The organism is Enhygromyxa salina (assembly GCF_000737335.2).
GTDB lineage: Bacteria > Myxococcota_A > Polyangia > Nannocystales > Nannocystaceae > Plesiocystis > Plesiocystis salina_C.
In genome coordinates, this window is record NZ_JMCC02000007.1 from 51,988 (window position 1) to 74,624 (window position 22,637).

Here is a 22,637-nt window from a genome sequence, read left to right on the forward strand (position 1 = left end):
TCGTCGAGCGCTTGGCTACATTTTCACCTGTTCGACCAAGACCTGATCCCGAAGAGAACCACTCAAATGGCAAATACGGAAGAGACCAACCAACATACGAGCTTGGATACGTCGGCCGCCCGCAACCTGGCGACCACGACCAAGTCAACCCCGCAGATGCAAGGCATCAGCTCGCGGTGGCTGCTCAAGCTGCTGCATTGGGTCGATGTGCAAGGCGGCGTGTATCGCGTGAACCGACGGCTGAGCTACGCCGTGGGTGACGGCCGGGTGACATTCACCAACATCGGGGCCAAGGTCCAGGTCGTGCCGCAAGAGCTGTGCGAGCTGCCGGTGCTCCGCGGCTTCGACAACCTCGAGGTGCTGCAGGCCCTGGCCGACCGCTTCGTTCAGCGGGATCTGAAGCCGGGCGACGTCATCGTGGAATTGGGCAAGCCGGCCGACTCGGTGTGTCTCATCGCCCACGGCAAGGTCAACATGATCGGCGCCGGTAAATACGGCGACATGACCGTGTTGGACACGCTGGCCGACGGCGATCACTTCAGCTACGAAGCGCTGCTCGAGGACCAAGACTACTGGCAGTTCACGGCCAAGGCGGTCACGACCTGCACGGTCCTGACGCTCCAGCAGCAGGTGTTTGACGACATGATCGCGCAGTCCGACGCGCTGCGGGCCCACGTCGAGGGGTTCAAGGCCCGGGCCGCGCTGCCGCAGGACAACGAGGGCGAGGCCGCGATCGAGATGGCGGCCGGGCACAAGGGCGAGTACGTGCTGCCGGGCGCGTTCGTCGACTACGAGCTCAAGCCCCGCGAGTACGAGCTGAGCGTGGCGCAGACCGTGCTTCAGGTCCACACCCGGGTCGCGGATCTGTTCAACAACCCAATGAACCAGACCGAGCAGCAGCTGCGTCTCACGATCGAGGCGCTGCGCGAGCGGCAAGAGTACGAGATGATCAACAACCGCGAGATCGGGTTGTTGCACAACACCGATCTGGATCAGCGGATCCACACCCGCAACGGTCCGCCCACGCCCGATGACATGGACGAGCTGCTGGCGCTCGTCGACAAGGAGCCCGGCTTCTTTCTGGCCCACCCCCGCGCGATCGCGGCGTTTGGTCAAGAGTGCAGCCGGCGTGGCGTGTACCCGATGAGCACCGACGTTGGCGGCCACAAGGTCCCCGCGTGGCGCGGCGTGCCGATCTTCCCATGTGCGAAGATCCCGATCTCCGAGACCCGCACCAGCTCGATCTTGCTGATGCGCACCGGCGCCGACAACCAGGGCGTCGTTGGCCTGCACCAGACGGGGATCCCCGATGAGTACCAGCCCGGCCTGAACGTGCGGTTCATGGGTATCAACGAGAAGGCGATCATGCAGTACCTGGTCAGCGCGTACTACTCGGTCGCCGTGCTGGTCCCCGACGCCATGGCGATGCTCGAGAGCGTCGAGCTGGGCCGCTCGGGCGACTAGCCTGGGCTTCCACATACACCCTCGGGCGCCGGTCTTCCGGGCCGGCTGCTCGCGGGGTGTATGTGGTCCTGCGTCTGCCACCATCCACTCAGGAGAATAGAACTGATGAATAGGGCCACGAGTCTTTCCACGGAGGCCGCTCGCAAGTTATCGAGCGTCACCAAGTCGGTTCCGCAGATGCAGGGAATCAGCCCGCGGTGGCTGCTGCAGCTGCTCCCCTGGGTGGACGTCCCGGGCGGCGTGTACCGCGTCAACCGTCGACTCAGCCACGTGGCGGGCGACGGGCGCATCGAATTTACTGATGTCGGCGGATCGGTGCGGGTGATCCCGCACGAGCTGTGCGAGCTGCCGTGCTTGCAGGGCTTCGAGGACGCCGAGATCTTGGAGGCGCTCGCCGATCGCTTCGTGCAGCGCGAGCACGCGGCAGGCGAGGTCATCGCAGAGGTCGGCGAGCCGGCCGAGCGCTTGTTCTTGCTCGCTCGCGGGCGAGCCAGCAGGACCCGGCTTGGCAAGTATGGAGACACCCTCGATCTCGGCGCGCTAGGCGACGGTGATCACTTTGGCGACGACGGGCTGCTGCAGTCCGGGCAAGCCTGGGCGTTCACGGTCCGGGCCGAGACGCCCTGCACCGTGCTCACGCTCGAGCGCAGCGCGTTCGAGGGGATGCTGCGCGAGGTGACGGCGCTGCGTGATCACGTCGACGCGTTCGTCGACAGCATGCGCAAGCCCCAAGACAAACACGGGCAGGCCGCGATCGAGTTCTCCGCCGGTCACCGCGGCGAGGTGGCGCTGCCGCACACCTTCGTGAACTACGAGCGGCGGCCTCGCGAGTACGAGCTCTCGGTCGCGCAGACGATCTTGAAGGTCCATACCCGCGTCGACGATCTCTACAACGGGTCGATGAATCAGACCGAGCAGCAGCTGCGCCTCACCATCGAGGCGCTGCGCGAGCGGCAGGAGCACGAGCTCATCAATAACCCCGACTTTGGCTTGCTCCACAACGTCGTGGGCAAGCAGCGGCTTCAGACCCGCAACGGCGCGCCAACTCCGGACGACCTCGACGAGCTGCTGTGTCGCCGCCGCCGCACCCAATTTTTCCTCGCCCAACCCCGCACGATCGCGGCGTTTGGGCAGGAGTGCACGCGTCGCGGCCTGTATCCCGAGACGACGGAGGTCGCGGGCAAGACGGTTCATGCGTGGCGCGGGGTCCCGCTGCTGCCGTGCGACAAGATCCCGATCACGGACGCGCGCACGACCTCGATCCTGGCGATGCGGACCGGTGAGGAGCATCAAGGGGTCATTGGGCTGCATCAGACCGGGATCCCCCACGAGTACGAGCCCAGCCTCAATGTCAGGTTCATGGGCATTAACGAGCGGGCTGTCATCAGCTACCTCGTGAGCGCATACTACTCTGTAGCGATCTTGGTTCCTGACGCGCTCGGCGTCCTCGAGAACGTTGAACTTGGCCGCTGACGCGGCTTGGCCATTCGCCCGGATCGCTGACTGACCCATGGAAACGCTCCGATTCAGTGACAGCCCCGAGCTGAACAACGCGTGGCTCGTCGGTCTGGCGGTCGCGCTCTTGCTGGTCATCGCGTGGTGCGGGTTGGTGCTGTCCAGCACCCTATTTCGCTGGGCCGTGAGCGCGAGCGGCGTCAGCAGCCTCGAGCCGCTGTCGGACTGGATCCACAAGCGCGCGCGGATCGCCGCGGTCGCGCTGTCGTTGCTGGTCGCGGTCGCGGGCGCGGGGCTGCTGGGGTTCACGCTGTGGCGCGGGATTGATCTGCTGCCCTACTTCGACGGGCTGTGGTCCGCGCTGACCCCAGAGTTGATGACGGCGATCGGGCGCAGCTTTGGGCTTCTGATCGCGCTGGGGGTTGGGTACTTCACGTTGGAGCGGGCCAGCCGCGGCCTGCTTCGCAAGGTCTCGCAGCTGCTGCAGGCCCGCAATTTGAGCGAGGAGGATCGGGTCCACGCCGACAGGCTCGAGGGCCAGCTGCCTTCGGCGATCAACCTGTCGATCGCCTATGCAACGGTCTCGCTCTCGCTCGAGGCCCTGCGGCTGCCCGTTGGGCTGGGTTGGTTCATCACGACCACGCTGTACGTGCTGATGCTGATCAGCGCCGGGCGAGCGCTGGTGTACTTCATCTACGTGGTCTCGGGGCAGCTGATGGAGCACAAGCCCGAGTCCGGCAAGGCGCGGCTGCTCGAGGAGTACTACCTCACGCTGCGGCGGCTGCTGCCGGTCGGGCAGATGAGCCTGGCGGCGATCATTCACGTCGGCGTTGCCACGCTCATCATCCAGCGCTTCGAGACCTTGGAGGCGTTTGCCCCCTATGGGCCGGTGCTCATCCGCATCATTGCGATCTTCTTCGCGGCCAGCTTGATCGTGGAGTTCAGCGGGGTGCTGATCTCGAAGGCGCTGGCGCCGACCTTGGTGCGCGAAGACGAGAACAACCGCCGGCGCAGCACATTTGTGGAGCTGCTGCAGAACATCGCGAAGTACATCATCTACTTTTGCGTGAGCATGATCGTGCTTCGCGATCTTGGCGTTGATCCCACGCCGATCCTGGCCGGCGCCGGGATTCTGGGTCTGGCCGTCGGCCTGGGCGCGCAGACGCTCGTGCGCGACATGCTCAACGGGATCTTCTTGCTGTTTGAAGATCAGATCCTCAAGGGTGACTACATTCGCGTCAATGACACGGAAGGCGTCGTGGAAGAGATCACCCCGCGGGTCACGCGGATCCGCGATCGCTTCGGCCGGCTTCACATTCTCGCCAATGGTGAGATCAACAATGTCATCAACTACAGTCGGGGCTGGACGCTGGCCGTGGTCGAGGTCTCGGTGGCCTACGAGGCCGACGTCGACAAGGTCCTCGCAGTGCTCGACGAGGTCTGCGCGCAAGTCCACGCCGACGTCCCCGAGCGGGTCGTTGACGCACCCAAGGTCATGGGTATCGAGAGTCTCGACGAGAGCTGGATGCGGGTTCGCATCGAGGCCAAGGTTCACCCTGGCAACCACTTCGACGTCAAGCGCCTGCTCAACCGGATGTTGTTTGACGCGTTCTTGGCTCACGACCTCGAGATTCCCTACCCCAAGGCCATTGAGCTGTCGGGTCCTCCGTTCTTGGAGCCGGCTCCAGATCCGAGCGAGGATCACGCTGGACCCAAGCTGTCAAATGACAACCTCGTAACAAAGCGATAGTGAACGGGAGTCACAATTAGGTTCGCAGGTTGAACTGTGCTCGTAGAGTGGCGCCTTTAGCCACGTTGTTTACAATGCTGTCGCGCCTTCTCGCTTCGAACCGAGGGTGAGTCTCAGCGCAGATCGGGCACATCCTGCAACCGAGCGAGCGACAGTTGATAGATCTACAGCCGCACACGAGTGAATCTCCGGGCTATTGGCCCACGGTCCACCTAGTCGGAAGTGATGCGTTCGCGCAGGCGAGCATTGCGGGCATGTTGGGGTCTAGCTACGCTGTACAGGGCTATACGAGCCCGCTCGAGTTTCTAAAACAGGCAGTAGATGCAGAGCCCGGCTGCGTCCTGCTCGAGCTGCGCATGCCCGAGATGAGCGGAATCGAGTTTCAGGCGCGACTTAGCGACCCCGAGCCGCCGCTCCCTATTGTATTCATCAGTGATTGTTCCGACGTGCCCTCGGCGGTCCGGGCCATCAAGGCGGGAGCCCAGGACTTTCTGGTCAAGCCCGTGGATGCGGATGCACTGCGCGGGGCGGTTGGTTCTGCGGTGGCGATCGACCGCGCCAGGCGGTCTGCGCAGGACGAGCGCAAACAAGCCCTCGACCGCTACGCCACGTTGTCTGCGCAGGAGCGCCGGGTCTGTCGGCTGGTGAGCGAGGGCCTGCTCAACAAGCAGATCGCGTGGGAGCTTCACCTCGCCGAACAGACGGTGCGTGTCTATCGCAGTCGGGCGATGCGAAAGCTGAAGGTCGACAATGTGGCCCACCTCGTCCGGCTATTGGTCTGCATTGATCTGTGACTGTCATCAACATGGCAGCAGGTGACATGTGGTCACATATCATGACATTGCGGCTCACTAAACACAGTTGGAGTCGAGTTCAGCCGACGACCCGCAGCCGCTTGGAGCGGATTGCGCTGTCGTGGCGGGCGCCTTCGCGAGCGGGGGCGAGCGTGTTGTGGTCACAGCGTGCGCACCCGGGCTGCGCGCCCCGAGGCTTGCCGATCCGCAGCCAGTGAACCGCGAGCCAGCCCGACGCCACGCCCAGCGTCGTCAGGGTCGCCAGCTCATGGAACCACTGGGGCAGCTCGAGCACGGCCCCACCTTAGCGCTGCGCAGCGGCCTCGTCCACGCGCCACCACCACCACGCAAGCAACCCCGCAGCGAGCGCCGCGGTCCCACCCAACCCCAGCACGATCCACCACAGCCCATCGGCCTCGGTCGCCGCGCTCAGCCGCCACGCGCCAAACCACAGCGCGTCGAACTGCGCCGAGGTCCACGCCGCGCGCGTCTGTCCGTCTCGCCAGAACGCCAGCGCGGGCTGTTGCTGGCGCCAGAACGCGATCACGGGGGTGGCCTCGAGCCGCCAGTCGGCGATCCACATGTAGCGGTCGCGGCCATACTCGTGGTTGAGCTGCCAGAACACCGAGAACACCGAGTGACTGGCCAGCCAAGCTTGCAAGGGCACGCTGGTTCCCAGCAGGGCCGCCGCCGCCGCGCGCTTGGGCCGGGTGTGCTCTTGCCAGCGCTCGAGCCAGCCCGCGAGCGGGACCAGCAAGAACGGGACGCACGGCAGCAAGTAGCGCGGCCCGATCGCCCAGCCGCCGTGCCAGTCGCTGCGACACGCGACGAACACCAGCCGCGTGAGCACCAAGGCGAGCACGAAGTAGGCCACGACCGCGTCGCGTCGGCGCATCGCCGGCCACGCCAGCGCGGCCAGGATCAGCGGCGGCGAGTACCAAAACAGGCTGCGGCCGGGGGCGATCAACATCGTGAGCAGGCCCCGGAATGGCCACACCCAATGACCGTAATGATCGAAGCGGCCGGTCTCGAAGGGCGAGCCAAACCGCCACCACTGGGTTGCGCCGAGCAGGACCACGCCGACCGTGCCCAGTCCCAGCGCGATCGCCCAGGTCCGCCAGCTCGCGCGCACGAGGCTGCGAACCTTGGCGGGTCCCAGGGCGTAGCCAAGCAGGCACGGGATCGCCAAGCAGTTGAGCACGTGCACGTGGACGCTGAGCCCCGCCACGCTCGCGGCGATCCACAGCTGCGAGCGCGCGCCCGAGCGATGGAACCGGCTGATCCCAAGCGCGGCACCAAGCAACATCACGGCGCTGAGCGGCTCACTGAGCAGGGTCCCCGCGTAGGGCCACGCCGTGGTCCCAAGCGCGTAGATCAAGGCCGTCAGCAGCGAGGTTTTCGCCCCGTGGCCAAGCGACTGCAGCCACAGCCCAAGCAAGATCGCGGCGAGCGGGGTGACGAAGCAATTGGTCAGGCTCACGACCGCGCGCAGCCAGTCGGCCTCGTGGCCGCGCTTGTGAAAGGTGTAGAGGTCCGAGCGCTGGGCGTACCGCCACAGCTTGGGGATGTCGTCGAGCGTGGCTCGGGCGAGCGCGTAGAGTGGCGCCGCGACGAGCGAGGTCCCGTGGCCAAAGAATCCGTAGCGCTGGCCATCGCGCCCGCTGCCCCAGCCGAAGGTCCCGTTGGGCCGGTCCGCCCGCTCCCCGCTGCGCTTGGGGATCCCCGGGATCGTCAGATCGTGATCCTCGACCAGACTCTGGGTCGTCTGGAACACGATCTCGTCGTCGGGATAGGTGATCCGGCCCGGCGCCGTGCACATGAACAGACAGCTGCACAGCAGCAACAACGCCACCCACGCGCGCGCGGGTGAGACGTTGTCAGCGCGGGCGAAGCTCTTCGCCCGCTCGCGGACGGCGTTCGTGGACGGGTTCACTGTGGGCGGCCAAGGCTGGTGTCTGCTCGGGCGAGACGCCTCGCCCGCTTGCGGACAGCATTCGTAGACTGGTTCACGGTGGCTGTCAGCTCAGGGCGCTGCAGTGAAAACGGGCGCGAACGATCACGTTCGCGCCCGGACTCTGTGGGGTCTGCGCTCAGCCGGAGGTGCCGCCGCCGCCGTCCATGTCGACGATGCAGGCCGAGGCGTCATACGTGCAGGTGATCATGTCGCAGCCCAAGGTGCCGCCGGAGTAGCCCAGGTCGACACAAGAGAAGCCGCCAAGGTTGCCGCCGTCGCACTGCTCGCCATCGTCGATCAGCCCGTTGCCGCACACCGCATTGCCGGTATCGCCATCACCATCGCCGGAGGTGGTTGGGTCCGCGTCGCCGTCACCCGTGCCGGAGTCGCCATCGCCATCGCCGTCACCGCTGCTGGGGAGATCCTGCGGGGTGCCATCGGTGGCGTTGTTGGAGTCCGCAGACTCGCTGCCGCTGTCAGTCTCCGCGTCGCCAGCCGTCTGCGTGGTGAAACCCGCCGACATGAACGCATTGGGACCCTCCGCCTCGGGGGCGCACGCGAGACCAAGGATCAAACAAGGAGTAAGGGCGATAGCAAACCGGCGCATCACGCCTGAAGCTTCGCGCTTGTCCAGGATTGCGTCAAGGAAAAAGTCCGAACGCGTGCACGCCAGACCAGCGTATTTGATCGAGATCGACGTTCCACGCGGAACGACGTTGCTCGTAGGTGACTTGGAGGCTGCGGGTTTTGACCGGCTCCATTGCCGGATGAATTCACAGCCAATGGCCCGAACCCGCGACATTCGAGGTTGTTCGGGCAGGTCGTGCTACACGCGGACTGTGCTGAGGCGTGCGCATCTGCTGTGGTTCGCGGGTCTGGGGGTCTCACTATTAATACAGGCATGTGGGTCCGCACAGCCACCGGTGGCGCCCGTCGTGAGTCAGCGATCCTCCCCTGCGCCTTCGCTCAGCAGCGACGACGAGGCGCTGCTCGCCAGCTTGCTCGCCGAGGACCCCAGCGACTTTCACGTTGAACGGGCCCGGATCTGGCGAATGGGGCCCGCACGCTGGGCCGTGGGCGGGTTCGAGCTCCCGCACCATCCACCGGGCGATCCGCGCGGAGTCACGTCGGCCCAGCCGCTCGAGGCGGTGATCGTCGATCCCGCAGGGCCGCGCGTGCTGCTGCCGCTCGAGGATCTGGCGGCTCGAGCGTCGCCCTCCGCGGTGGCCTCGGCTTGGTCGGCGCTGCGGCTGATCGCGGTGCTCTCGCCTGGGGATCTCGTCGCGGGTCTAAAGCGAGAGCTGCGGCCAACGCCGTGGCTGACCGTCTCGGCCGGCGTCGGCCTGAGTCCGATCTCCAGCGAAGATGATCATTTACGCGCGCGCTGGGCTGACCCGGCTTGCGGGTTCAGCCTCGAGCTCGCCCTCGACACCCAGGATTTTGGACCGCTCTACGAGCCCGGACCCGCCGGGCCGCCAAGCGACGCGCCCGAGCCCGCCGGCACCGTTGGCCACCGCCTCGCGCCCGGGACCGAGGTGTTCGTGGCGGCTGACGCCCGTGAGCCGATCCTGCATCTGGATCCAGCGACCCCCGGGCAGACCGAGCACATGAGCGCAGGCCAGCGCGTGATCCTCGAGGGCGCGCCAAGCCGAGGTCGCCAGGCGATCAGCTTGCGCTGCCGCGGGGTCCAGGTTCGCGGGTTTGTCTCGACCAAGGCGATCATCGAGACCACCACGCGCTACGCCGTGGTCGCGGACACGCCGCCGCCGAGCTCGAGCTGCGCCGGGTTCGAAGCCGAGTCGATCGCCGTGCCCCGAGCGACGCCCCTCTACGAACCAACCGGAACCGCCGACGCGGTGTTGGTTGGCGTCGTGGCGAACGACGTCGAGCTGCTCGCGCGCCCCGGCACCGATGGTTGGTGGGCCGGGTGCGTGGGCAGCCCGTGGGGCGACCTCTTGTTTCAGTTCCGGCTGCGGTAGGCGCCGATGTGCCGATCCAAGAAGTGCTTCCACATGTTGGTCGAGTGCTCGATCGGTGAGATCTGAAAATTGTCTTCGGCGGTGCGGATTTGCAGCTTGTTGCCGACCTGCAGCAGCACCGCGCGGACATGCTCGAACGAGATCTCGATCGACTCGTCGCGGCTGTGATCCGTGAACCGGACGCGGTCTCGAAACACCTCGACGCGCCCGAGCCCGAGCGCCTCGGGCTCGACCTGGCCATAGTGGATCTGATGCAGCTCGGCCTCGCACTCAATCGCGACGCCGTCGGCCGCGTAGCGGTTGTTGTCCAACACTGGCAGCTCGCCGAAGTGCTCGAGGACCCGCTGATAGGCCTCGTCAATGTGCATGTCGAGAGCCGGCCCGCCCTCGCCGCGCAGCCAACAGGCCAGATCCACCCGCCAGCGGGCGTTGCAGCCATTGCAGCTCACGCTGTCGTCGTCGTTGGGGACCAGCTCCAGGCTGCTGCGGCCAAAGCACTGGGGGCACGCCCACATGAATTCGGGCAGGCCATACGCCAGGCGTGAGCCGAACGAGCGCGGTGGGATCTGGACTTGGTAGGGATCCACGCTGACGTACTTCGCGACATCTTCGGTGATCTGCTCGGCCGAGACCTCGTCGCCGTAGTGCTTCAGCGCGACGTGTTCGATCACCAGCGGGATCGACCGCGGGTACTTGGCCCAGCGTGGCCACTGCATGTGCCCGGTCGAGACCCGCACGAACCCAACCGGCACGCCCAGGCGCTTGGCCATGCGACCGATCCCCGGCTTGATCGGGTTGGTCCGGCCGGTCCAGGTTCGGTCGCCCTCGGGGAACACCAAGACCGCGTCGCCCCTGCGGATCCGCCGTTCGACCTCGATCAGCGCGGCCGGATCCTTCATGCCCTTCTTGAACGGGATCATGCTGAAGTAAGGCATCATCCAGCCAAAGTAGGGCACCCGCAGCAGCTGATCCGTGCCCAGAATGTGGGTCTGCCGCAGGTTCGAGAACGGGACCATCATCACGTCCCACGGACACGGGTGGTTGCTGACCATCAGCATCGGGCCGCGGCGCGGGAATTTGACGTGGCGAACGATCTTCAGGCGCACGCCGGGGGCGACCGTGCCCACGGCGATGGTCCAGAGCATCTTCCAGACACCCCAGCGGATGACGTCGTCGCGGGTTCGGGACGGAGCGGCGTTGGACATCGCGGCCGGCAGTGTACGGCAGTCTGGCGTCACCCTGTAGGCGGAAAGCTCACCAAACCCAGGCCCACGCCGGTCATGTCCGAGTAGGTGTAGGGCTCGTTCAACCCAGTCGCCGTCAGCAAGGTTTGATACGTGTCTGGGTCGACCTTGAACGCGGTGCTCGTGCCCTGATCCACGACCCAGATCTTGCCTTCAATGTCGATGCTGATCCCAACCGGCATCGCCGCGCCGGCCAGCGGCACCGCGGGGTGCGCGACGGTCTTGCTGAGCGTGTCGATCTCGACCAGCAGCGAGCTCCCGTTGTTGGCGACCCAGCCGCGCCCTTCCGTGTCGATCATCATCCCGCGAAAGCTGGCACCGGGGACGTCGATGAAGTCCCACTGCGCCGTGCTTGGGTCGAAGTGGTAGACGGTGCGGGCCCCGGCGATCCATGGGTGGCCGTCGGCGTCGAGCGCCATCCCGTAGGTCCACTGCTCGCCGTTTGGCGGCGCTGGGATCTCGTGGACGTCCATGGTCAGGTCGCCGCCGTCGATCCGCACCAGCGGACCAACCTTCCAACCAACCACCCAAAAGTCGCCGGCTTTGTTGGTTGCGCCGCCGTAGGGTCCCCACTGGTCGCCGGGCCACGCCACGCTGACCTCGTCGAGCAGCTCGCCGGTCTCACCGTTCAGCCGGCGGAAGGTCCCGTTGTCGACGTCGCGCCAGCCAACCCACACACGCGGCTTCGTGCAGTCGTCGGGGCCAACGCCCTCCCACGCGACCGGTCGCGGGCCGTACTGGTTGTTGGTCGTGCCGCCGCTTGGCAGCGGCACATGCCACAGCACGCACTCGTCCTCGCCCCACTTGCGCACGTCGCTTGGGCCGTGCGAGGTGTCGATCTTGCCGTCGGTGTCGAGGTCGACGCAGCGGTCCTCGGTGGCGGCGATCTTGGCGATGCCGCCCGCGCGGTCGACCACGACCGCGTCGCCTAGCAGGTTGACGGAGGTTCGTGAAGGATCCGCGGCGCCGGGACCCGCGAGGTAGCGCGCCTCTTCGATCCCGGTCTCGGTGTTGATCTTGGAGACCGTGCCCTCTGGCGAGTTGGAGATCCAAATGTGGCGAAGTGAGTCCTCGTCCAGACTGTTGCCCGATCCGTCGGCGCAGCCGCCGGCCAGCGCGTCGATCTGCTCGAGGTCGAGCCGGATCGAGCCGTCGTCGGAGGTCTCCAAGATCCCGATGAAGGTGCTGATCCCGGAGCCCACGCCGTCGTCGGTGCGGGTCACGCCTGTGGCAGTCTGACTGCACGCGACGCCACCTAGCGCGATCATGATGGTGGCGAGTGCGGGTACACTACGGACATCCATCTATCGAGCATTGGAGCCGAATGTGCTCACGTCCAGCGCATAGATTTGCCTGCGCGTTTTGCTTTTGTCGTTTAGCGCAGATGGCGAGACATCGCGCGTGCGATCGGGACGCTCACGCTGAATTCGCTGCGCTGTTCGAACAGCTTGGCGAGGCGCTCGAGCCGACGCTCGAGCGGCGTCTTCAGCTCGCGTTGCTTGGCGACGAGCGCAGGATCCAGCCCGTCGGCGTCTGGATCGGCGAGATCGATCGCGTGCAATTCGAGATGCAAATGGCGGACTTGCGCCGCCTCTTTGCGCAGCAACGCGACCTGCGGCCGCGTCATCATGGGCGCCGTGTCACCCAGCAAGAAGGTGCCGATCAGCGGCACCCGCAGCGCGCGGCTGACCGAGATTGGGACCTCCCACAGGCCATGCTCGGGCAGATAGTGCACGGTCGTTGGGCCCATGAAGCTGCGCGCGCCGTCGACCTGCGAGGCCGAGCGGCGGCCAAACAGGCGGCGCAGCCCCAGCACGCCGAGCTTGCCCATGTAGTAGGTGGGTGAGGGCAGCAGCGAGCTGTCGTAGGCGTAGCCGAGCGCGCTGGCCTGCATCAACATGTTGCGATCGTGGGTGTAGCCCGGCGCGCGAAAGCCCTTGGGCGTGGCGCCGAGCTTTCGCAGCAGCGTGTCGCAGCGGCGCAGATCCGCCGCGATGTCGGCGGCCGGCCAACGATGCAGATCGTAGGCATGTGAGAACGAGTGATTGGCGAGCTCGTGGCCTTCATCGATCGCACGCACGAGCGCCGCCGCTCCGCGCCCGCCGGCCGCGAGGTCGCGCTCGAGGTCACGGCCGATCACGAAGATCGTCGCGCGCACATCGAGCTGCTTGAACACGTCCAAGAAGCGCGGCAACCACCGCTCCAGCGCGAGCGCTGCGGTGTCCGCCGACGGCTCGGCGAGCCCGTGGATTGCGTGGTAACAGGCGAGATCGTCGAGATCCAAGCTGACTATTGTCGACACGTGGAAGCAGCCTATCAGCTCCGCTTGCGGCGGGGGTCGAGGCCGAGATCCGCGAGATCTTTGCCGAGGTGAATCGAGACCATCAGCCGGCCTAGGTTGCCGAGCACCCGCGGTACCCGACGTGCCAGGTTGATCGAGGGGGCGCGCTTTTCTTCGATCTCGACCGGGATCTCGAGCACCCGCACGCCCTCGCGCTCGGCGCGGATCACCAGCTCCGAGGCGAACACGTCGTAGTCGACGATGCAGCGGGCCGCGATCGGGGCGACCGCGGACCGACGCATGGCCTTGAGCCCGTGGGTGTCGGTGCCAGAGAAGCCCAGGCTGACGCGCAGCAGCCCGTTGTAGATCTTGGTCGCGGTCCGGCGGGCGAGCGGGCGCTTGTCGTGGGCGCCGGTCATCGCCTTGCTGCCGATCACCAGGTCCGCCTGGTCAGCGCGCAGCAGCCCGAGCGCGCGCAGGTGGAAGTCCACGTCGCACAGATCGATCTCTTCGCAGATCACGAACTTGCCGCGCGCGCGAAAGATCGCCTCGCGCAGGGCTCCGCCGTAGTTGGGCTCGGGGTACGAGAACCACCGCAGCCGGGCCGGGTAGCGCGCGGCGAGCTGCTCGGCGATCGACACGGTCGCGTCGGAGCTGCCGTTCTCTGCCAGCACGACCTCGAACTCCAGGCCGGCGGCCTCGAGCTCGGCGAACAGCTGGGTGACGCTGGCCTCGAGGATCGACTCCTCGTTGTAGATCGGGATCACGACGCTGAGCTCGGGTCCGGCTCGATCTTTGGCGCCGTCTTGGGCCGCGTCTTGGCTTGGATCTGTCATGTGCGTGTGCCTTCGCGGCGGGCGACCGCTTCTGTGGCCGCGGCCGCGCCCGTGTGGCCGTTGGCCCACTGCGCGGCGGCGAGGCCCGAGAGCATGCTGTCTTCCATGGAGTTGTAGATCCACGCGCCGTAGCGCCCACACGAGCGAACGCCCACGCGCTCGAGCCAGGCGCTGATGGTCTGGGTCGCGGGGCCGTGATCCTCGTCGAACACCACGTAGGCGTACTCGACGTCGCGGGTCCGCGCGAAGCGGATGTCTTCGACGCTGGCGAGCGCCCCGATCTCGACCAGCTGCTGGGCGATCTGGGCCATGTTGGGCGCGCGCTCGCGGTCGCTCAGCTCGACGTAGAGCGACGCGGCGTCGGGCGGTGCCATGCTCGCAACCGCGTTGGAGTAGGCGCCGACGCGAAAGAAGTCGAAGCGCAGCTCGGGGACATAGACCCAGTGCCAATCCGCCGGGATCGGGCGCGTGGTCGCGACGTCGAGGTAGCGCCAACGGACCCAGCGCAGCGCGGCCGCGGCCTCGCGGACCTCGGGCGGGGCTTCGGGGATCCGGGCGATCAGCTCGGGCAGCGGGATGCTGGAGATCAGCGCTTGGTAGTCGATCCAGTCGGGCGCGCTCGACAGCTTGACCCGGCGCGTGCTCGGCTCGATCTCTTCGACCGTGGTGTGGGTCCGCAGCTGACCTTCGCCGGCGCGCTCGCGGGCCTCGATGCGCCCGCGCAGGGCCTGCGGCAGCGCGTCGATCCCCCCCGCGCGCGGGTACATGAAGTTGACGTTGTAGCCGAGCCCGGTCTGGGCCAGCCCGATCGCGCCCCCGATGATCTGCGCTGCGTTGGGCTCGGGCACGAACCGGCGGACCCACTCGGGCGCGAGCCGATCCGGGTGCATGCCCCACAGCTTGGTGTTGTAGGGGACGAAGAAGTGGCGGGCGATCCCGCGGCCGAACTTGGCGATCGCGTAGGCCTCGAAGCTGCGGGGATCGGTCGCCCAGTCCTCGCCGCGCGCGGCGGCTTCACGGGCCTCGACCAGGGCGACCAGGCACTCTTGCACGACGTCGAGCGGGAGCCCGTGCAAATTGGCCTGAAACGGATACTCGAGCTCGGCGCCGTGCGAGTGGATCTTGGTCTTGCGCTCGACAGAGACCCACGCTGACGCCTGCCCCGGTTGGCTGGGGAACAGCTCGGCGAGCAGCGCCTTGCTGCGATCGTCGCGGAGGTGCAGCCAGTGTCCGGTGACGTCGAAGGTGTGGCCCTGCTCGCGATGGCTGCGGGCGTGACCGCCGACTTGGCCGTGCTGCTCGACCAGCAAGAACGGGGCCGCGCGGAGGTGGTAGGCCGCGCACAGACCCGTCAGCCCGGCACCCAAGATCACCACGGGGGCGGCGTTCGGCTCCGAGCGGGCGGCCGAGCTGATGGAATTGCTTCGGTTGGAGCCGGCAAAAAAGTTGCCCGTCGGGGACACGTCCGGCGGTTGTAGCAGCAAAGCCGGCGGTGTGCCGAAGTGGCCGCAGCGTGGCTGAGTTGGGCGCCATGGGGCTTTTTGAGATCTTGGGTGGCCCCGGTCTCGACCGCGATAGCTGCCGTCGCTGGTGGCCGCGTCGACGCTGGACAGCCGGATCCGTGGCCTGCACACTCGGCGCATGGAGCTCCACAGCCTCGGCGGCTATCGCTTGCTCGAGCCCGTCCCCACGCTGAGCTCGACCACCCGCTGCTTTCTGGCGTGCCTCGACAGCGCCCCCGAAGGCTCGCCGCCGACCGCCCTGGCCAAGGTCCTGATGCCCGGCGAGGGCGAGGTGTACTCGGTGCTCAAGGCGCAATTTGCCCACGAGGCCAACCTGTTGCGCAGCTTCAGCCACCCGGGGATCCCCAGCCTTCGAGCCGCCGGGACCCGGACTGGCGTCGACTTCTTCGTGATGGACTACATCGCGGGGGTCGATCTGGGCGTGCTGCTTGGCCACGAGAGCGGCGAGCCGCGACCGCTGAGCAAGGAGCTCGCGGTGTACATCCTGGGCCAGCTCGCCGATGCGCTGCGCTACGTCCACACCTTCGAGGTCTCGACCGAGCCCGAGGCGGACGGCGAGGCGGATGGCGAGGCAACTGGCGAGGCCAAGCCCACGTCGGCGAGCGACGACGACGACGACGACGATGACGGCGATGACGGCGGCGGCGACGGCTTCGAGGACCTCGACGTCCTGCACCGTGATCTGTGCCCCGCCAACGTCTACCTCTCGCTCGACGGCGACGTGATCCTGGGTGACTTTGGCTCGGCGACCAGCAAGTGGTTGGCGCCCGAGTTCACCTCTGCCGACGCCGGGCACGTGGCCTACAAGGCGCCCGAGCGGGTGACCGGCAGCGGCAAGGCCACCGTCAAGAGCGACCTGTTCTCGCTTGGGGTGATCCTGTGGGAGATCCTTCGGGGCGAGCGCTGCTTCACCGCCGGCAACGAGCTCGAGACCATGGACGAGATCGTCCGCTTCGACATCTCGCACTCGAGCCGCCGGGTCTCGGGCCTGTCGTCCAAGCTGTCCGAGGTGCTGCGGCGGAACTTGGATCGGGATCCCGAGCGCCGGTATCCGCATGCGTACAAAGTGCTGCAGCGGCTGAGCCAGTCGCCCGAGGCCGGCGCCGCCGAGAAGTCGCGGCAGGAGCTCTCGCGGATGGTCGCCGAAGCGATGGCGGCCCGGGTGCCGTCGAAGCCTCGGTAGATCGGGTGTAGACTGCGCGTCGTGGTCGCGTCACACACGCCCGAGCAGGCGATCTGGGAGAAGCTGTACGAGCGCTTCGATCCCGAGCAGCCGGCGTTCAAGCCGGGCTGGCGAGTCGAGCGCAAGTACAGCCCGGCGCGGGACATTGCCAGCGAGCTCGCGCGCCCGATGGGGGGCCACAAGCGCTTCATGCTGCTTGGCGGGATCGGCAGCGGCAAATCGACGGAGCTGCTGGGGGTGGCGGAGACTCGCAGCGCCGATGGACCGGTGATCTTCGTTGACCTGGTGGGCCACTTTGAAAACACGGTTGGCGACGCGACCGCGCTGCAGCGTGTTCAGCCTTGGGAGGTGCTCTTGCTCGTGGGGCTCGCGGTGGTCCACGCGGGCACGGCTCGGTTTGGCCAAATGTGGCCCAAGGAGCTGCTCCGGCGCTTCGACGAGGTCGGCCGCGAGTTCACCGACGACGACAACGATCAGCCCAGCTTCGACGCGGCCAAGCTGGCATCTACCGTGGCCGTACTCGCGGGTGGTGCCGTTGGGACCCTCGTTGGTGGCCCGGTCGGCGCGGGCGTCGGCGCGGGCTTGGTCGCGGCCGGGACCGCCGGTGCTGGGGTCCAATGGCGCTTCAAGCTTGGCATCCCGGGTCGGCGCGCACGCAGCGATCAGGACGCTCGGGTGCAGCGCCTGCTCGATGTCGTCAATAAATTGCTAGGCGAGCTGCAGGCCCACGGCAGCAAGCTCGCCGTGTTTGTGGACGGCCTCGATCGCATCGCCGATCGTGATCGCATCCGCGCGCTGTTCGTCGAATCGGCGCTGCTCGGCAGCCTCGAGTGCGACGTCGTCCTGACCGGGCCGATCGCGCTGCACTGGGGCTCACTGCGCAAGCACGTCCGCAAGTTCACGACCAAGATCCTCACCAACGCGCCAGTCGTGCGCCGTGACGATCCTTGGAGCTGGGAGCCAGGCGGCCCAGGGGTCACGCTGTGCGTCGAGGTCTATCGGCGCCGCACGGCCGACCTGCCGAGCGAGCTGATCCCGGTGCCCCTCCTGCACAAGCTCGCGTACTACTCCGGCGGCCGCCTCCGCGAGTTCGTCCGGCTGGTGCGCGAGCTGTCTGGGCCCGCTTGGGATCGCAGCCTGACCCAGGCCGACGAGCAGGTGGTCAATCACGCGATCGATCGCATGCGCGAGGAGACGGAGGCCGGGCTGACCAAGGCCCACCTGAACGTCCTGCGCGAGCTGCTCCGCGACCCCAGCGAGCTGCCCAACCACGACCTCGTCGAGGAGATGCTCGATGTGTGTCTGATCCTCCCGTACCCGAACGAGAGCGAATGGTATCTCCCTCACCCACTGCTGCTCAAAGCCAAGCTGCCGAAGCCTGGCTGACCGAGCTGCGTCGCTGGCTGCACCTCGGGCGCGCGGGGGTGATCATCTTGGTCCGCGACGCACAGCGAGCGCGGCTGCGCGAGCTCGCGATGCTGCTCGACGAGCTCGAGCCGGGGTTCGTGTTCACCGATGACCCGACGCTGATGCTGGATCAGGCGCCCGGCAGCCTCGTGTTGTTCGTGATGCGGCGCGAGCACCTCGACTCCCTCAACCTCAACCGGCCGGTGTTCGCTCAGCGATCTTTGCGGGTGGTGTTGTGGGCGGAGGGCGAGCTGGCGAACCAGTTCAAGTTTCACGCGCCGGACCTGCACGACTGGGCTTCCCACTTCGTGCGCTGTCCAGAGGGGGTGCCGGAGTTCGCGGTGCGTGGGCTCGAGCAAGGGTTGCGGTGGTGGCCAGGGGTCGCGTGGACGGGGGCGGGGTTGGCGTTGGCGTTGAAGTTGACGCCGAGCGCGGGGGCGTGGCTGGAGCTGGATCCAACCCAGGACTACTCGAGCTTGGTCGAGGCGCTGCAGGCTGAGCCTCGGCGTGGCGTGATCTGGCGAGGGGTCGCGACGGCGACCTCGCTGTGGCGGTTGCGGTGGGCGATCGCGGAGGCGCGGCATACCGGGAAGCACGTGTTGGACAACCCGCGGATCGGCGCGCCAGGTTGGTTTCCGGTCTGCTCGGATCAACTCGAACTCGACGAAGCGGCTGCGCTGGCTGGGGGCCTGTGGGACGCGGCGCTGGCCGAGTTCGAGCCCGGCGCGTTCGCACGGGTCGAGTCGGACCCAGAGACGATCGAGCGGGTGGGGCTGCTGCGAGGGACCGGGCCCGAGCTGCGGACACTGCATGACGCGACGGTGGTCGACGCATGGCGACGCGACCTGGTGCGACGCATGCGGAATGATCCCGATCCGGCTGAGCGGCCTTGGTCTCGGCACGAGCAGGCGATCTTTGCGGCGCTCGAGCGCACGCGCAAATCCTGGGCTCAGCGGGGCCGCGCCGCATGGGCGGGCTTCGAGTGCGAGCACTGGCTGCGGATCGGCGCCGACGCCGATCAGAAAGCGGCGCTGCTCGAGTGGGCGTCGACGATGGGTCAACATGACATCGTCGAGCGCTGGAAGGCCCGATGGGACGTCGACTTCGAGCGGCGCCCTCAAATCCGGGCGAAGATCGAGTGGGGCGAGAACTCGGACGCAACTCCTACACTCCTGCGTGGTCCAATCGATGCGCCCACGATCGACAAAGGCGTCCACGCGTTGTTCGTGGTTGGGACCAACAGTGGTTGGGAGGTCCCCATGGCCCGCCGCTTCGTGGCGGTGCAGGTGGTCGTCATGGGCGACCACGCGTCGCCCGGCTTGCGCGAGCTCATGGACCAGGTGATGCGCTCGGCGGCCGACCAGCTGGGCATCCATGATCCTCAGTTCCTCGTCATCGCGCGGCTCCTCGGTCTTGGCGCGGGCGCGTACGTGACCCCCAGCCTCGCGCTCAGCTACCTCGACGACCCTGCCCGCCTCGCGATGGGCGGACGCTATCCGTTGCTCGCAGGCGCGGACCTCGAGGTGTCGATCGTGCTGACCATGCTTGGCCGCTTCGAGGGCGCGCTCGAGATGTTCGACCGCGCGCGCGCAACTGAATTCGGGGATCCCGACCTCGAAGCCTTCGAGCGCTTCCACCAGCTCACCCGCGCCGCGCTCGGCGGGGCGTCGCTGGGTGAAGACGCCGACTGGCGGCCCGGCTCGAAGGAGGGGTTGGTCGACGCGATCGATCGCGTCGGTCGTCGCCTGCTCCGTTCACGCCTCATGCAGCTCGGCAACCTCATCGAGGATGCGGACTGACCCACACGCTGGACAGCCATCGACCGACTCCCCTAGAGTCGAGTCATGAACCGCGCGTACGTCGTCATCCCGCTCACGATCCTCGCGCTCGCCGGCTGCCCTAGTGGCGAAGGGGTCGAGGGCGCCACGACCTTCCAGGTGCCCACCACCCAAGAAGGCGACGGCGACGGGGACAACGAGACGGGAACGACCGGCGATGGCGACGGCGACGGCGAAGGCGACTGCGGCAACAGCATCGTCGAGGCTGGCGAGGAGTGTGATCTTGGCGACGGCAATTCCGAGTCGGCCAACTGCACCCCAGAGTGCAAGATCGCCGCCTGCGGTGACGGCTACCTCTACACCGGCTTCGAGGAGTGCGACGACGGCAACACCGACAACACCGACGCCTGCGTCGCCGGGTGCGTCCCGGCCAGCTGCGGCGACGGCTTCGTGCACGAGTCGGTCGAGATCTGCGACGACGCCAACGACGACAACACGGACGACTGCAACGACGAGTGCCTGCTGACCAGCTGCGGCGACGGGGTGATCCAGGCCGGCGAGCAGTGCGACGACGCCAACGACGACGACACCGACGACTGCCCCGGCACCTGCCAGCTGGCCTATTGCGGCGACGGCTTCATCCAGGACCTGGTCGAGCAGTGCGATGACGGCAACCAGCTCGACAACGACGGCTGCGTTGGGATCTGCACCGAGGCGGTGTGCGGCGATGGGTTCATCTGGGAGGGCGTCGAGGAGTGCGACGACTCCAACGAGATCGACGGCGACGCCTGCACGGCTGCCTGCACCCAGGCCTTCTGTGGCGACGGCGTGCACTGGCAGGGCATGGAGGAGTGCGACGACGCCAACATGGTCGACGACGACGGCTGCGCGAACGACTGCACCCTCGACGTCCAATACACCTGCAACACCCTGCTGATCTCGGCGCCCAACACCCCCGACGGGATGTACCTGCTCGACCCCGACGGCCCCGGCGGCGAGGAGCCGTTCTTGACCTTCTGCGACATGACCACCGACGGCGGCGGTTGGACGCTGATGCTCAATCGCGTGGTCGACTCCGACAACACCGGGCAGCCCGATCTCGACGCGACGCTCGGCAACCCCGACGCCGCGCGGGCGACCAACTGGCAGTTCAACATTGATCTGTTCTGGGCCGACGCCACCGACTTCGTGTTCGCCGACAAGGAGAACGCCGACTGCCAGGACTGCAACATCGGCGACTACGACGCGGCGATCCGCGTGCCCAAGCCGGCGGGCGACGCCTGGTCGCGCTCGTGCAACGCCGTCTCCGACATGGTCAACGTGACCAAGCTCGTCGGTCCGTCTCCAGGCGACGGCGTCGCGTTCCAGTGCGCAGACTCGCTGGGTTGGGGCACCTGCGCGGGCAACGTGTGCCACTACGGAACCCACACCAACAACACCTCGAGCAACGGCTCGTGGTCGCAAAACGGCGGCAACGAGATGCACTTTCCTGCGACCTACTCGAGCTACGCCAGCTACGGCAACGTCGACGCCCCGCCAAGCGCGTGGTGTCGCTCGTGCGGCGGCGGGCAGGCGGCTACCGTGAATTCCTCGGTGACCTGCTGCAACACCAGCCAGTTCAACGCCCGCTCGCGCTGGACTATCTGGGTTCGGTAGTCCGGTCTACAGCAGCTCGAGCCGCTTGGCGCGAGCCAGGATCTCGCCGGCCGCCCCGTTGATCGTGGCGAACAACGCCGCGCGCATCCACATGCCGTTGCGAACCTGGCGCCAGACCACGAAGCCCGGGTGTTGCTCCCACTCGGTCGGCAGCTCGTTGATGCGCGGGAGCGGATGCATGATCACGCAGTCTTCGCGCACCAGCAGCCGAAATTCGGAGCGCAGCACGTACGCGTCGTCGGCCCCGAGCTCGCTCTTGTTGGCGTGCTGCTTGGGCTGCCCCGCCTGACCGCCGGCGTCCCACTCTTTTTGCAGGCGGGTCATGTAGATCGCGTCGATGTCGCGACCGCGCTCGCGCAGCCACGGCTCGAGCTCCTCGTGGACCTCAACGGTGATCTCGTGGCGGCGCAGGTAATCGGTCAGCTCGTCGCCGGGCGCGAAGTCGCCGGGCGAGACGAAGTGGATCGCGGCCGGATTGAATTTGGTCAGCACCAGCGCCAACGAGCGTGCGGCGCGGTTGCGGGCGATGTCGCCGACGATCGCAATGTGCTTGCCGTCGACGCCGCCGCGCTCGTAGAAGCTGTAGTTGAGCGTGTACAGATCCAGCAGCGCCTGGGTCACGTGCTGCGACTTGCCGCTGCCTGCCGAGATCACCGGGACCGGGCGGTTGGAGTTGAACAGGGCCCACGCGGCCTGGGTCGCAAACTCGTCGTCGGGGTGGCGGACCACGATCGCGTCGAAGAAGCTCGACAGCGTGCGCACGCTGTCGGCGATCGACTCGCCCTTGGCGAACGACGAGGTCTGAATGTCCGAGACCAAGGTGCTGGTCGCGCCCAGCTTGTCGGCGCCCGCGATGAACGACTGCGCGGTGCGGGTGCTTGGTTGCGCGAACAAATTCATGACCCGCTGGCCACGCAAGATCCCGAGCAGGAACTCGCGGCCGTCGCGGTGCCGATCGAGCCGACGGATCGCCGTTGCCGTGTCGCACATGGCCTCGAGCTCTTCGCGGCTGAACTGTTGGCTGAGCAGCACGAAGAAGGGGCGGCCGTCTTTGAACAGCAGCGCGCGCCTTCGCGCTCCGTCTTGGATTGCAGATCGGAATTCCTCGTAGCTGATCGACATGGCTCGCCTTTCGCCCAACCGCTTGGCGGGCGGACTGTAGGGCATTTTCGACCGCTGTGATCGCGTCGGAGATCGCGCGATGCACCCAGGCGCACGTGCGTTTGCGTGACGCTTGCGAGCGGCGATACGCAGCTCGGGCAGCGCGTGGAAACGGTCGCCAAGGCGAAGCCGTCCGCGAATGTGTCCGCGAGCGGGCGAGAGGCCCTCAGCC

Annotated in this window: 18 protein-coding genes; 9 read left to right on the plus strand and 9 right to left on the minus strand. The window is 67.1% G+C overall.

Annotated features, from left to right (window positions below; all coding sequences use genetic code 11):
- The first annotated feature begins 66 nt into the window (after nucleotides 1-66).
- The 4 genes from DB30_RS03385 (at nucleotide 67) to DB30_RS03400 (ending at nucleotide 5,463) form a co-directional block, all read left to right on the plus strand.
- Nucleotides 67-1,464, plus strand: coding sequence for a family 2B encapsulin nanocompartment shell protein (locus tag DB30_RS03385; protein ID WP_052546520.1), 1,398 nt, complete (start codon nucleotides 67-69; stop codon nucleotides 1,462-1,464).
- 105 nt (nucleotides 1,465-1,569) lie between these two features.
- On the plus strand, nucleotides 1,570-2,937 hold the full coding sequence (locus tag DB30_RS03390) for a family 2B encapsulin nanocompartment shell protein (protein WP_052546521.1): 1,368 nt from the start codon (nucleotides 1,570-1,572) through the stop codon (nucleotides 2,935-2,937).
- 37 nt (nucleotides 2,938-2,974) lie between these two features.
- Nucleotides 2,975-4,669: a mechanosensitive ion channel family protein gene (locus tag DB30_RS03395; RefSeq protein ID WP_052546522.1), complete on the plus strand. Its 1,695-nt coding sequence runs from the start codon at nucleotides 2,975-2,977 to the stop codon at nucleotides 4,667-4,669.
- Nucleotides 4,670-4,824: 155 nt separating this feature from the next.
- Entirely contained in the window at nucleotides 4,825-5,463 is a 639-nt protein-coding gene (locus DB30_RS03400) for a response regulator transcription factor (protein WP_276204326.1), read from the plus strand.
- Nucleotides 5,464-5,542: 79 nt separating this feature from the next.
- Here DB30_RS03400 and DB30_RS03405 read toward each other — a convergent pair whose 3' ends face one another.
- The 3 genes from DB30_RS03405 to DB30_RS41200 form a co-directional block, all read right to left on the minus strand.
- On the minus strand, nucleotides 5,543-5,758 hold the full coding sequence (locus tag DB30_RS03405; RefSeq protein WP_052546523.1) for a hypothetical protein: 216 nt from the start codon (nucleotides 5,756-5,758) through the stop codon (nucleotides 5,543-5,545).
- Between the two features lie 9 nt (nucleotides 5,759-5,767).
- Nucleotides 5,768-7,396: a hypothetical protein gene (locus DB30_RS03410; protein ID WP_052546524.1), complete on the minus strand. Its 1,629-nt coding sequence runs from the start codon at nucleotides 7,394-7,396 to the stop codon at nucleotides 5,768-5,770.
- A 157-nt stretch (nucleotides 7,397-7,553) separates the two neighbouring features.
- Nucleotides 7,554-7,940: a hypothetical protein gene (locus DB30_RS41200; RefSeq protein WP_205632895.1), complete on the minus strand. Its 387-nt coding sequence runs from the start codon at nucleotides 7,938-7,940 to the stop codon at nucleotides 7,554-7,556.
- A gap of 412 nt (nucleotides 7,941-8,352) precedes the next feature.
- On the opposite strand from DB30_RS41200, the gene DB30_RS03420 reads away from it, so the two are divergent.
- The gene (locus DB30_RS03420) at nucleotides 8,353-9,396 is read left to right on the plus strand and encodes a serine/threonine-protein kinase (protein ID WP_052546526.1); all 1,044 of its coding nucleotides are present in this window, start codon (nucleotides 8,353-8,355) and stop codon (nucleotides 9,394-9,396) included.
- Here DB30_RS03420 and DB30_RS03425 read toward each other — a convergent pair.
- From DB30_RS03425 to DB30_RS03445, 5 genes are all read right to left on the minus strand, one after another.
- The gene (locus DB30_RS03425) at nucleotides 9,378-10,601 is read right to left on the minus strand and encodes a lysophospholipid acyltransferase family protein (RefSeq protein ID WP_052546527.1); all 1,224 of its coding nucleotides are present in this window, start codon (nucleotides 10,599-10,601) and stop codon (nucleotides 9,378-9,380) included. The genes DB30_RS03420 and DB30_RS03425 overlap by 19 nt on opposite strands.
- A gap of 29 nt (nucleotides 10,602-10,630) precedes the next feature.
- Entirely contained in the window at nucleotides 10,631-11,863 is a 1,233-nt protein-coding gene (locus DB30_RS03430) for an NHL repeat-containing protein (protein ID WP_052546528.1), read from the minus strand.
- 152 nt (nucleotides 11,864-12,015) lie between these two features.
- Nucleotides 12,016-12,942, minus strand: coding sequence for a polysaccharide deacetylase family protein (locus tag DB30_RS03435; RefSeq protein ID WP_146657954.1), 927 nt, complete (start codon nucleotides 12,940-12,942; stop codon nucleotides 12,016-12,018).
- A 14-nt stretch (nucleotides 12,943-12,956) separates the two neighbouring features.
- Nucleotides 12,957-13,757 (minus strand): glycosyltransferase, encoded by an 801-nt coding sequence (locus DB30_RS03440; RefSeq protein ID WP_052546530.1) that lies wholly within the window; start codon nucleotides 13,755-13,757, stop codon nucleotides 12,957-12,959.
- Entirely contained in the window at nucleotides 13,754-15,220 is a 1,467-nt protein-coding gene (locus tag DB30_RS03445; protein WP_052546531.1) for a protoporphyrinogen/coproporphyrinogen oxidase, read from the minus strand. Before DB30_RS03445 ends, DB30_RS03440 begins: the two co-directional genes overlap by 4 nt.
- Before the next feature lie 127 nt (nucleotides 15,221-15,347).
- Between DB30_RS03445 and DB30_RS03450 the strand changes: the two genes are divergently transcribed.
- The 4 genes from DB30_RS03450 to DB30_RS03465 are packed head-to-tail and all read left to right on the plus strand — an operon-like array spanning nucleotide 15,348 to nucleotide 21,304.
- Nucleotides 15,348-16,463: a serine/threonine-protein kinase gene (locus tag DB30_RS03450; RefSeq protein WP_052546532.1), complete on the plus strand. Its 1,116-nt coding sequence runs from the start codon at nucleotides 15,348-15,350 to the stop codon at nucleotides 16,461-16,463.
- Between the two features lie 21 nt (nucleotides 16,464-16,484).
- Nucleotides 16,485-17,849 (plus strand): hypothetical protein, encoded by a 1,365-nt coding sequence (locus DB30_RS03455; RefSeq protein ID WP_052546533.1) that lies wholly within the window; start codon nucleotides 16,485-16,487, stop codon nucleotides 17,847-17,849.
- Entirely contained in the window at nucleotides 17,795-19,669 is a 1,875-nt protein-coding gene (locus tag DB30_RS03460) for a hypothetical protein (RefSeq protein ID WP_146657957.1), read from the plus strand. Before DB30_RS03455 ends, DB30_RS03460 begins: the two co-directional genes overlap by 55 nt.
- 45 nt (nucleotides 19,670-19,714) lie before the next feature.
- Nucleotides 19,715-21,304 (plus strand): DUF4215 domain-containing cysteine-rich repeat protein, encoded by a 1,590-nt coding sequence (locus DB30_RS03465; RefSeq protein ID WP_052546535.1) that lies wholly within the window; start codon nucleotides 19,715-19,717, stop codon nucleotides 21,302-21,304.
- Between the two features lie 6 nt (nucleotides 21,305-21,310).
- On the opposite strand, the gene DB30_RS03470 is transcribed toward DB30_RS03465, so the two are convergent.
- The gene (locus DB30_RS03470) at nucleotides 21,311-22,426 is read right to left on the minus strand and encodes an aspartate/ornithine carbamoyltransferase family protein (protein ID WP_052546536.1); all 1,116 of its coding nucleotides are present in this window, start codon (nucleotides 22,424-22,426) and stop codon (nucleotides 21,311-21,313) included.
- Nucleotides 22,427-22,637 lie beyond the last annotated feature (211 nt).

Coding starts and splice junctions, on each gene's coding strand:
- DB30_RS03385 (WP_052546520.1), top strand. CDS start 67: ATGGCAAATACGGAAGAGACCAACCAACATACGAGCTTGGATACGTCG.
- DB30_RS03390 (WP_052546521.1), top strand. CDS start 1,570: ATGAATAGGGCCACGAGTCTTTCCACGGAGGCCGCTCGCAAGTTATCG.
- DB30_RS03395 (WP_052546522.1), top strand. CDS start 2,975: ATGGAAACGCTCCGATTCAGTGACAGCCCCGAGCTGAACAACGCGTGG.
- DB30_RS41200 (WP_205632895.1), bottom strand. CDS start 7,940: ATGTCGGCGGGTTTCACCACGCAGACGGCTGGCGACGCGGAGACTGAC.
- DB30_RS03425 (WP_052546527.1), bottom strand. CDS start 10,601: ATGTCCAACGCCGCTCCGTCCCGAACCCGCGACGACGTCATCCGCTGG.
- DB30_RS03440 (WP_052546530.1), bottom strand. CDS start 13,757: ATGACAGATCCAAGCCAAGACGCGGCCCAAGACGGCGCCAAAGATCGA.
- DB30_RS03460 (WP_146657957.1), top strand. CDS start 17,795: ATGGTATCTCCCTCACCCACTGCTGCTCAAAGCCAAGCTGCCGAAGCC.
- DB30_RS03465 (WP_052546535.1), top strand. CDS start 19,715: ATGAACCGCGCGTACGTCGTCATCCCGCTCACGATCCTCGCGCTCGCC.
- DB30_RS03470 (WP_052546536.1), bottom strand. CDS start 22,426: ATGTCGATCAGCTACGAGGAATTCCGATCTGCAATCCAAGACGGAGCG.